Origin of the sequence: Micromonospora sp. D75 (assembly GCF_018070405.1) — a bacterium.
Classification (GTDB): Bacteria; Actinomycetota; Actinomycetes; order Mycobacteriales; family Micromonosporaceae; genus Micromonospora; species Micromonospora chalcea.
The window spans coordinates 1-10,152 of the sequence record NZ_JAGPXV010000161.1; the positions used below are offsets into that span (position 1 = coordinate 1).

The 10,152-nt window shown below is 74.7% G+C and carries 10 protein-coding genes; 3 read left to right on the top strand and 7 right to left on the bottom strand.

The features are described 5' to 3' along the window. The 5 genes from KBX39_RS12560 to KBX39_RS12580 form a co-directional block, all read right to left on the bottom strand. Positions 1–1,417, bottom strand: a 1,417-nt coding sequence (locus KBX39_RS12560) for a hypothetical protein (protein WP_210870583.1), incomplete at its 3' end; no start/stop codon positions are given. Between the two features lie 135 nt (positions 1,418–1,552). After that, on the bottom strand, positions 1,553–2,515 hold the full coding sequence (locus KBX39_RS12565; RefSeq protein ID WP_043325136.1) for an anti-sigma factor RsbA family regulatory protein: 963 nt from the start codon (positions 2,513–2,515) through the stop codon (positions 1,553–1,555). Next, complete coding sequence (locus KBX39_RS12570) at positions 2,512–3,339, bottom strand: MEDS domain-containing protein (RefSeq protein WP_113973230.1); 828 nt, start codon at positions 3,337–3,339, stop codon at positions 2,512–2,514. The genes KBX39_RS12565 and KBX39_RS12570 overlap by 4 nt, the downstream gene beginning before the upstream one ends. 23 nt (positions 3,340–3,362) lie before the next feature. Next, positions 3,363–4,472, bottom strand: coding sequence for a hypothetical protein (locus KBX39_RS12575; RefSeq protein WP_043330389.1), 1,110 nt, complete (start codon positions 4,470–4,472; stop codon positions 3,363–3,365). Between the two features lie 571 nt (positions 4,473–5,043). Next, on the bottom strand, positions 5,044–5,559 hold the full coding sequence (locus KBX39_RS12580) for a 2'-5' RNA ligase family protein (RefSeq protein WP_210870586.1): 516 nt from the start codon (positions 5,557–5,559) through the stop codon (positions 5,044–5,046). A 100-nt stretch (positions 5,560–5,659) separates the two neighbouring features. Between KBX39_RS12580 and KBX39_RS12585 the strand changes: the two genes are divergently transcribed. The 3 genes from KBX39_RS12585 to KBX39_RS12595 all read left to right on the top strand — a co-directional run bounded on the left by KBX39_RS12585 (position 5,660) and on the right by KBX39_RS12595 (position 8,777). Then, on the top strand, positions 5,660–6,166 hold the full coding sequence (locus tag KBX39_RS12585; RefSeq protein ID WP_043330388.1) for a DinB family protein: 507 nt from the start codon (positions 5,660–5,662) through the stop codon (positions 6,164–6,166). A 161-nt stretch (positions 6,167–6,327) separates the two neighbouring features. Beyond that, positions 6,328–6,702 carry an SCP2 sterol-binding domain-containing protein gene (locus KBX39_RS12590; RefSeq protein ID WP_064447459.1) on the top strand — a complete coding sequence of 125 codons (375 nt, stop codon included), beginning with the start codon at positions 6,328–6,330 and terminating at the stop codon, positions 6,700–6,702. Then, positions 6,699–8,777: a glycogen debranching N-terminal domain-containing protein gene (locus KBX39_RS12595; protein ID WP_166456420.1), complete on the top strand. Its 2,079-nt coding sequence runs from the start codon at positions 6,699–6,701 to the stop codon at positions 8,775–8,777. Before KBX39_RS12590 ends, KBX39_RS12595 begins: the two co-directional genes overlap by 4 nt. A 15-nt stretch (positions 8,778–8,792) precedes the next feature. On the opposite strand, the gene KBX39_RS12600 is transcribed toward KBX39_RS12595, so the two are convergent. Both KBX39_RS12600 and KBX39_RS12605 read right to left on the bottom strand, forming a co-directional pair. Beyond that, positions 8,793–9,509, bottom strand: a complete 717-nt coding sequence (locus tag KBX39_RS12600) for a Pr6Pr family membrane protein (RefSeq protein ID WP_281604796.1) — start codon at positions 9,507–9,509, stop codon at positions 8,793–8,795. A gap of 25 nt (positions 9,510–9,534) precedes the next feature. Continuing rightward, on the bottom strand, positions 9,535–10,152 hold a 618-nt coding region (locus tag KBX39_RS12605), incomplete at its 5' end, for a hypothetical protein (RefSeq protein WP_210870589.1).

Genomic DNA, 10,152 nt, shown 5'->3' on the forward strand with positions numbered 1-10,152 from the left:
GAGCCGGCGTGCCGACCGCGAACGCGTCGAAGCTCGGCCCGTCCAGCCGCTCGACGAACGTCTCCACGACGGGCTGCTCCGGCTCGGCCGCGTCCGGTTCGCTCCGCCCGTCCCCGGTCCGCCCGTCCCCGGTCCGCGGCGCCGCGTCGGGCGCGACGGTGACCGCCGGACGCGCCGACACCTGCGGGTACTCGGCGGTCTCCCCGCCGCCCGCAGCCGCCGCCATGACCGCCGCCGCGGCGAGGTCGGCGACCCGCTTGGCCTCCCGCTGCACCCGGGCCCGGGTCTCCTTGGCGTGCTGCTCGGCCAGGTCCGCCGCGCGCCGCGCCTCGTCGAGCCGCCTGCTCTCGGCGGCCAGCTCCCGGCGTACGCCGACCAGCCGCTCCTCCAGCTCCGCGCCGCTGCGCTCGATCGTGCCGATCTCCCGGCGGGTCTCCTCCAGCTTCCGGGAGACCGTCTCCAGCTCCGCCTTGAGCCCGGTCAGCGTCTCCTGCCGCTGCTGGATCTCCCGCTGCACGCCGGCGAGCTGCTCCTGGTGCGCCGTCGTCTCCTCGTCGGCCCGCTCCCGGACCTCCGTGGCGTACTGCTGCGCCTCGGCGACCAGCGCGGCGATGTCCTTCTCCGCGGCGGCGGCCCGGTCGGCCAGCTCCTGCTCGGCGGCGGCCCGCCGCTCGTCCAGCTCCTTGGCCATCGTGGCCTGCCACTGGGCCAGCTCCTGCTGGGCCTTGCTGCGGTTGGCCTGGACCTCCTGCTGGATCTGCGTCCGCGCGGCCTTCACCAGCGCCTCGGACGCCGAACGCGCCTGCTCGACCTGCTGCGCGCTCTGCTCGGTGATCCGCTTCGCCTCCTGCTGGGCCCGGTCGTGCGCGGCCTGCCCCTCGACGCGCAGCTTCTCCGCCAGCTCCCGCACGGCGGCCAGCTCCGCCTGCGCCGCGGCCAGCCGCTCCTCGTCCACCCGCTCCTGCTCGGCCCGGCGCGCGGACAGTTCCTCGTCCAGCTCGCGCCGCTCCCGAGCGGCCTGCTCCTGCGCCGCGGCCAGCAGCTTCTCCGCCTGCGCCTGGAACTCCTCCGCGCGCCGGGTGGCCACGTCGGTGATCTGCCCGGCCTGCTTTTCGGCCAGGTCCAGGATCTGGTCGACCATCGGGCCGAGGTCCCGGAAGGACGCCCGGTCCACCGCCGCCGCCGGACGCTCGCGCAACTCGGCCGCCTCGGCCTGCGCCCGCTGCGCCTGCGCGGTCAGGTCACGCACCTGCGCGTACGCCCGGTCCCGCGCGGCGGTGAGCGCGCTGACCTCGGCGTCGACCTGCTCGACGTACCGGTCCACCTGACGTTTGTCGTAGCCGCGCAGCGCCGGATCGAAGCGCGGGCGCGCGGACACGTCGTCGTGGGGTGCGAACGGATCGTCGCCGTTGGACATGCGCCATCCTCCGTCGGTTCGCCAGCGCCAGGCCGGCGGATGACCGCCCCGCAGGGCACGATGAGGCGCTACGGTACCGCGTCCGCGCGCGCGTCTCGCCCCGCCCCGCCCCTGCCCGGCCGACCGGCGTCGCGGTCAGACCGGGAAGTGCGGGTTCCCCGCCGTCAGACGGATGGTGAAGCCGCCCGCGTCGCGGTGGTGCGTCACGTGGTCGCAACTCTGGTGGCTGATCCAGAGACCCAACCCGCCGTCGGAGCCGTCGCCGGCCGGCAACAGTCCGGCGTACGGATCCTTCGGCCCGGGGCCCCGGTCGTGGACGGTGACCACGATCCGGTCGGGCGCGCGCCACAGCCGCATCCGCACCGGCGGCTCGCCGTGCCGCAGCGCGTTGCTCACCACCTCGCTCACCGCGATGACCAGCCCGTCGGCGCTGTCCGGCGCGAGCAGGCCGTCGTCGGCGGCGCGCACCTCCGCCCGGGCCCGGGCCGGCGTCGGATCGATCAGCTCGACCAGCGGCGTCGTCCGCTGCACCGGGTCCAGCGGCACCGGGCGGGGCTCGGTCAGGTAGCTCATCGGGTCGGTGTAGAGATCGGCCGTCTCGTGCCCGCCGTCCGGCCGCGCCACCCGGGGGTGGGTACGCGCCACGTCCGCCAGCACGTGCGACGGGGTGCTGCGGCGGTCGTAGGCGCAGATGCCCCAGAGCGGGAAGTCGTCGTAGACGTGGTTGATGGCCGACTCGTAGCGGGCCCACCAGTCCCAGGTCGAGCCGAGCAGCACCGGCGGCAGCTGGCCGACCATCCGGATCTGCGCCGCGCCCGCCGCCACGTAAGACGCGAGCAGTTCCCGGTAGGAGCGCAGCGCGACGCTGGGCCGGGCGTAGAGGTCCCCGACCGGCAGGAACGTGACCTCGGCGCCGGTGGGCAGCGCCCGGCGCACCAGCTCCGCGTTGCGCTCGTCCAGATTCACCGCCGTCGGCTCGCCGGCCGCGACCCCGTCCAGCAGGAACGGCAGCGCCACCGCCAGCAGCTCCTCGTCGGAGTCGTAGACGAACGCCTCGTGGAAGTAGCCCACGTGACCGGAGGCCGCGCCGCTCCTCATCCGAGCACCTCCACCCGTACCCCGGTCAGGCCGAGCAGCTCGACCAGCCGGGCCGGGGTCCGGTGCGGGGTGCGCAGCACCGCGACGGCGTCGTAGCGGCGGGCGTGGTCACGCAGGTGCAGCAGGCTGCGGTGATCCACGAAACGCAGCTCGGCGGCGTCGAACACGACCCGGCCCGCCACCGGCCGCGGGTCGGCCCGCTCCAGCGCGGCGGCGAAGTCCCGGTGGTTGGTCGGGTCCAGCTCGCCGGCCAGCGCCACCACCGAGTCGCCGTCGCCGGCGTGCAGCCGGAACAGCACGTCCGCGTTCGTCACCGGGTGCAGGCAGGCCAGCTCGGCGATTGCCGCGTCGCCGAGCTGCCGGCGGTCGTAGGCGCAGATCGCCGACATCGGCCGGTGCCGCATCCAGTGGTCGATGCGGTGCTCGTAACGGGCGAAGGCGTCCCGCTGGGCCGGGGTGCGGACCAGGCTCGTCGCCTCGGCCAGCACCCGCAGGCCGGTGTGCCCGGCGGTCAGCGCCTCGGTGGTGGCCCGCACGTACGCCCCGACCTGCCGGTTGGGGTCGACGATCTCGTCGTGCCGGTACGCCTCGCCGACGGGAACCAGCCGTAGCGCGTCCCGCCGGCGCGCGGCGTCGAGACCGGGAACCGAGGCCAGCCAGCCGGTGACAGTGGCACGATCCTCCGGACAGACCACCCAGACCTGCTCACCGGCGGCGAGACCGGCGCTGACCTGCTCGACCGTCAGCGCGCGCAGCGCCGCCGGGTCGTCGTAGGCGAGGCAGCCATGGGTGTAGCCCGGGTACGACACGCTCCCGCTGGTCACCGACTCCGCCTCATCGGCCCAGTCTATGCCGGGCCCACCTGGAGATCGCGCCAGGCCGTGGCCTCCGGCGGCGGGTCGCCCAGCTCGAACTCGGCCCAGTTGTTCCAGTACGCGATCGCGTCCACGTCGTTCTGCTGGCGCAGCCAGGTGACGTGGTCCCGGATCGTGCGCGCCCGGCCCGCGCCGGTGGTGTCGGTGGCGACGCGGGTCAGCCCGTACTCGGGGACCAGCAGCCGGATGCCCGGGTACGCGGCGCGCACCTTGCCGAAGGCCACCCCGAACATCCGTGAGGCGGGCCAGTACGCGGCCGTGTCCCGCGAGTAGCAGTCCACGCCGTAGTGGGTCATGCCCGGATAACCCCAGTCGGTCGGGTTGCCGCGTCCCTCGTCCAGCCAGTAGCGGGTCACGATCGGGCCGTGCCCGAGCACCCACCGCCGGTTGCGGTGCGCGGCCACGATCTGGGTCACCCGGCTCGCCGTCGCCCGGTACGTCGCCGGCGCCACGTCGCCCATCGGCTCGTGGTACCAGGTCAGGTAGATCGGGCGGCTCACGCCGTCGAGCCAGCTCGCCAACTGCTCGACGTCGTCCTTCCAGCTGACGTGCATGACGGCCGACGGCGCGTCGGCGAACTTGCCGGCGTTGAGCGCGGGCAGCTCCGGCAGCGTGTCCGCGTCCGGACCGTCAGTGCCGAAGTCGCGCATGTAACGGATGCCCGGGTAGTCGGCCACCGCCCGCTGGGTCCGCGCGCCCTTCTCGGCGCTCATCCCGACCAGCAGCGGCACGGTCAGCGTGGTGGTGCCCGTGCCGGTGCGGCCGGCGCCGTCACGCGCCGTCGCGGTCAGCGTCACCGTGCCCCGGCCGGCCAGCACGGTGACTGTGAAGCGGCCCGGTTCGGCGCTGCTGGGTGTGACCGTCACCCCCGGCGAGGCGCTGGCGAGCTGGACGGTCAGTGGCACGCTCAGATCCACCCGGACCGGGCTGTCCCAGGTGACGCCGGTGGGGTCGCTGACCCGGCCGGCGAGCGTCAGCAGCCGCGAGTCGGGGTGGTAGGCGTCGACCCGTACGGTGGTCGACTGCCCGGGCAGCAGGACGGTCTGGTCGGGGGTGACGGAACGGACGACGGGTGCGGCCATGAGGCTCTCCTTCGACGTGTTTCGCTGCCGCTCCAGCCGCACGTCCTCGGGTGGCCAGAATGGCTCTGACCTGCGCTTTTACCAGCTTGCGTCGGTTTTGCCGCGATCGTCAGGGCAGCCGCAGATGGCGCGAAACCCGGTCCCGCCACGCTGTCGCGCCCGCATCCTGAACCGAGGTCGGGCACCGTGCGGGGAACGCGCGTACCGGCCTGCAGAACCGCCCGGCCGCCGGCCCGGCGGCGCACCGCCGTGAAAAAGGAACGGCCCACCCCGTCACGTCGCCGGTCCGGAACGCCGTACCGGCGTGCAGGCGTACGGTGCGGTGCGCGTCGGTGGACCTGCGGCGGTGAGTCGCCGACGCCCATGTCCCGCAGCATCGGCCACAGCGCCTGCGAGCGGCTCGGTCATCGGGGCGACCCGTGCCCACAGCCGGACCACCCGACGTTCCTCCTCGACCTCACCCCGCAGTGACCCGCCCAAGATCGACACCGGTTCGGGGAGGTGGCTGCATCGGAGGTGGTCTGATGCGGCCAGCTCGCCGAGATGGTGTGGATCTTGGTGGGAGAGTGCGTCAGGGGAGGGGGTGGGAGATGTCTCGGGCGTGGTCGGCCACCGCCGCGCCGACCACCGTCGCGGTCAGCGGCAGCACCTCCAGGCACCGGCGCACCGCCGCCCCCATCAGCGGGTTCGGCACCCGCATGGACAGCGTGCAGTGCGGCACCCAGCGTCCCGGCCGGTTGTGCTCCACCACCTCGACGCCGGCCCGGGCCAGCCGGTCGTGCACCTCGGCGTGGTGCGCCAGCAGCTCGGGCGTCGGCGCGAGACCGAGCCAGAGCACCCGGCCGACGAACTGCCCGGCGTGCTGGAACTCCAGCCGTAGCGGCGCGGCCACCACGGTTCCGGCGAGTGCCTCGGCGACGCGGTGCGGGTCCAGGCGGGGCGCCACCGCGAGCGAGACGTGCGGGCGGTGCCGCTGCGCCAGCAGTGACCGCAGGCTCGGCACCCCGTCGGACTCGAGCAGGTCCCACAGCACCCGGATCCGCCGGGTGGCGTCGGTGTCGAGATACAGCTCCAGCGCCGCGACCACCCGATCACAGTAGATGTCGGGTCCCGCGACGAGGTTTGCCGGGCACGCTGGGCGGTACTGCCCGGGAAGACGCACGAGACGGCAGGGGAGTGAGGTGCGCGTGGACGCGACGGATGTGCTGATCGAGGCGTACGGGCGGTTGCCCGATCTGGTCGCCGGGGCGCTCGACGGGCTCGACGCGGCCCAGCTGCGGCGGGCGCCGGCCGACGGGGCGAACCCGGTCGGCTGGCTGGTCTGGCACCTGACCCGGATCCAGGACGACCACGTCGCCGACGTGATGGGCGAGCCACAGCTCTGGGCCGGCGGCGACTGGGCGGCGCGGTGCGGTCTGCGGCCCGACCGCGCCGACACCGGCTTCGGGCACGGCCCGGAGCAGATCGCCGCGGTACGCCCGGAGAACGGCGGCGTGCTGCTGGACTACCACCGGGCGGTGGTGGACCGGAGCCTGGACTACCTGCGCGGGCTGCGCCCGGCCGACCTGGACCGGGTGGTGGACGAGAACTGGGATCCGCCGGTGACGCTCGGGGTGCGGCTGGTGAGCGTGCTCGACGACGACTTCCAGCACGTCGGCCAAGCCGCCTACGTGCGCGGGCTCATCCTGGGCTGAGCGCCGCCCGGCCCCGTCCCAGCGGGCCCGTCCGGCCGCTGCCGGGTCACCGCCGCGGCTCACCCGGACCGGGTGAGTTCGCCTCACCCGGGGCGGGGGGATCCTCGCGGCACGGGCGGCGCCGTCAGGCGGGTGGCCGCGACGACCGACGAGGAGGCCCGATGAGCGTCTCGGCCGCGGAACACCTGACCCGGGCCGCCGCCGGCCGGAACCCCGACCTGCCCGAGACCACCTGCGGCACCATTCGCCTGGACCTGCACGACGACGGCCGCACCGAGCACTGGTACCTGACCGTCGACCGTCAGGACGTCCGGGTGGACCGGCTCTCCGCGGACGCCGACCTGGTGGTCCGCGCGGACCGGGAGGTGTTCGACCGGATGGCGGCGGGCCTCCTGCATCCGGCCGCCGCGCTGCTGCGCAACGACATCGCCGTCGAGGGCGACCTCAAGCTGCTGATGGTGCTGCGCCGGATCTTCCCCGGGCACCCGGACGCCCGGCATCCCCGGGAGGCGGCCGGGCAGGCGGTGGCCCGATGAAGCAGGAGCTGGTCCACGTCCTCGCCGGAAACGCCTTTGCGGTCAGTGACGCGCAGGGCGACATGGAGATCGACCCCAGCGCGCCGATCGGTCTCTTCTCCTTCGACACCCGGTTCCTGAGCCACTGGGTGCTCACCGTCGACGGCGAGCGGCTGAACGCGTTGTCCCGCGACGACCTGACCTACTTCGAGACCCGTTTCGTGCTGGTGCCCGGCGCAGCCAGCCACTATGTGGACGCCGACGTGTCGGTGATCCGGCACCGCCTCATCGACGAGGCGTACCACGAGAGCATCACGGTGCTCAACCACTCACCCGAGCCCGCCGAGTACACGGTGCGGCTGGAGATGGGCAGCGACTTCGCCGACACGTCGGAGATCCTGCGTCCCGGCCCGCGCCGGCCGACGATCGTCCCCGATCCGGCCGGGCAGCGGTTGTGGATCCGGTACGAGCGCGGGCGGTTCTCCCGGGGGACGTGCGTCTCCAGCTCGGCCCCGGCGCAGGTGGACCGGAGCGGGATGACCTTCCGGATCCGCGTCGAGCCGCAGGGCGCGTGGCACGTCGACCTGCACGTCGAGATGATCATCAAGGGGGCCCGGGGGCGGGACCTGCGGGCGAGCATCGACTCCCACCGGCAGCAGGTCCGGCAGGACATGCGCGACGACCTGCGGCGGTGGCTCGACCAGGCCCCGCAACTGGTCTCCGACCGCCCGGCGCTGACCGCCGCCTACCGGCAGGCGCTGAACGACCTGGCCGCGCTGCGGTACACGCCGCTGGCGTACGTCGACCGGGTGCCGGTCGGCGGGCTGCCCTGGGCGATGACGCTGTACGGGCGGGACGCGCTGATCACCTGCCTCCAGACGCTCCCGTTCACGCCCGAGCTGACCACGGCCACGCTGCACATGCTGGCGATGCTGCAGGGCGGCCGGCTCGACGACCTGCGCGAGGAGGAGCCCGGCAAGATCCTCGCCGAGCTGCGGTACGGCGAGGCGGCCGCGTTCGACGAGCAGCCCACCGCGCTCTACTACGGCGCGGCCGACACCACGCCGCTGTTCGTGATCCTGCTCGACGAGTACGAGCGCTGGACCGGTGACGTCGACCTGATCCACGAGCTACGTCATCCGGCCCGGATGGCGCTGGACTGGCTGACCCGCTACGGCGACCTGTGCGGCGACGGCTACCTGCGTTACCACCCGCGCAACACGGCGAGCGGAGTGGCCAACCAGACCTGGCGCAACTCCCCGGACTCGGTGGTCGACCGGCACGGCGTCGTGCCGCCGTACCCGCGCGCCACCTGTGAGCTTCAGGGGTACGCGTACGACGCGCGGATCCGCGGCGCCCGGCTGGCGCGGGAGTTCTGGGGCGACCCGGGCTACGCCGAGCGCCTGGAGGCCGACGCGGCGCGGCTGCGGGAACGGTTCGATCGCGACTTCTGGCTGCCGCAGCGGGGCTACTACGCGCTGGCCCTCACCCCGGACGGCGAGCCCGTCGACGCGCTCACCTCGCATCTCGGCCACCTGCTGTGGAGCGGCATCGTCGAGCCGGAACGCGCCGACTCGCTGGCCGGGCACCTGTGCGGGCCGGACCTGTACTCCGGCTGGGGCATCCGCACCTACGCCGAGGGGCAGTTGCCGTACAACCCGGTGGGCGCGCATCTCGGCGCGGTCTGGCCGTGGGACAACGCGATCGTCGCGGCGGGCCTGCGGCGGTACGGCTACGAGGCGGAGGCGGGCGACATCGCCGCCGGCATGTTCGCGGCGGCGGAGACGCTCGGCGGCTCGATCCCGGAGGCCTTCGCCGGCTACCCCCGCGGGGTCACCAAGTACCCGGTGCAGATGCCGGATGCCGGGCGGCCGCAGTCGTGGGCCGCGAGCGGCCTGCTGATGCTGCTCTCGACCATGCTGGGGCTGCGCCCCTGCGGAGACAACCTGCTGGTGAACCCGGCGGTCCCGGCCGGGTACGGGCGGATCGAGCTGCTCGACGTGCCGGGCCGGTGGGGACGGGCCGACGCGTACGGCCGGGAGCGCGGCACGAGCCGGCGGCTGCGGGCGGGCGTGGACGCCCGGCGGGCCGCTTGACCCGCCCGGCGTCCGTCAGCCCGAGCCGGTGGGTTCCCGCGAGGCGGGCCGGACCGGCGCCGGCGGGTCGGCCGACGCGGGCGCGGACGGCGGGGACTGCGCCGTCCCGGCCCGGGCGAGCAGCCGGTCCACGCCCACGAACAGCAGTCCCAGCAGCCAGAACGCGAGGGCGAACCCGATCGCGCTCACCGTCACGCCGTCGTAGCCGAGTTGGCCCGCGTCCAGGAACGGGTACGGGTAGCGGTCCACCACCAGTCCGCGTACCAGCGCGAACCCGAGATACGCCAGCGGGAACGCCAGCCACCAGGCGGCGTAGCGCGGGCGCAACCGGCCGCGTCTGTCGAACAGCGCCCAGTCGGCGATCGCCAGCAGCGGCACCACCGTGTGCAGGAACTGGTTGCCCCACCACTCGCCCGGTTGCCGGTCCGGCTGCGCCATGGCGAACGAGCTGGCCGGGTTGGCCAGCACCAGGTGGTAGACCGTACCGGTGATGGTGATGTAGAGGGTGACCGCTCCCTTGAGGACGCTCGGCGGCTCCGGCCGACCGCGCAGCGCGCACCAGGCGGCGTAGCCGGCGAGCACGCCGACAGCCACGTTGCTCTGGATGGTGAAGTACGGCAGCAGGCCGGTCAGCGTGGCCGGGCCGAGCGCGGTGAGCACGATGCCGGCCAGCACGGCGAGCACCTCTGCGAGGCGGAGAAGGATCGCCGGTCGGCGACGCCGGGGGGTCACGGAGGCACAAGTTACCAGCCGGTCGTCAGCCGGTACGCCGCCCGGGCGGGGTGCCATCGGGCCGCTTCGCCTGCCCCGGCGGGAGGACGTCCGCCCCCGGCGGCCCGACCGACGGCTGGACCGGGTGAGCGGACCTGCCGCCGCCCCGCCCGCCGTCGGCCTTCCCCGGCGGGTCGTCGTCGCCCAGCAGCGCGGCGCAGTAGTCCGGCACGCGCTCGCGGCCTTCGGCGGCGGCGACGAGGTCGCTGAACGCGGGTGTCTCCAGAGCGCGTCCCCGGTCCGCCTCGGCGAGGGCCCGGTACGCGACGCAGAGTCCGGGCGGCGCGGACTGCTGCGCCGCCCGGGTAGCCGGTGAGAGGGCCGGCCGGGCGGGGCGGGCCGACGGCACGGGCGGCGCGGCGGCGTCCGGCGTCGCCGCCGGGCGCGCGGCGTGCGGCAGGTTGCCGGTCGCGGCGAGCGCGACGCCGCTGGTGAGGGACGCGGCGAGCGCGGACACGGCCACCCGTACGCCGAAGCGGACGCGGCGGCGACGGCGTGCCCGCCGGGCGTCCCGGAACCCCGCGACGGCTGCCGCCTCCCCGTCGAGTTCGCCCGTGCCGGGCGCGGTCCGGACCGCGTCCAGTTCGGCCACCAGCCCCGGCGG

Coding starts and splice junctions, on each gene's coding strand:
- KBX39_RS12565 (WP_043325136.1), bottom strand. CDS start 2,515: ATGAGGAGCGGCGCGGCCTCCGGTCACGTGGGCTACTTCCACGAGGCG.
- KBX39_RS12575 (WP_043330389.1), bottom strand. CDS start 4,472: ATGGCCGCACCCGTCGTCCGTTCCGTCACCCCCGACCAGACCGTCCTG.
- KBX39_RS12590 (WP_064447459.1), top strand. CDS start 6,328: ATGAGCGTCTCGGCCGCGGAACACCTGACCCGGGCCGCCGCCGGCCGG.
- KBX39_RS12595 (WP_166456420.1), top strand. CDS start 6,699: ATGAAGCAGGAGCTGGTCCACGTCCTCGCCGGAAACGCCTTTGCGGTC.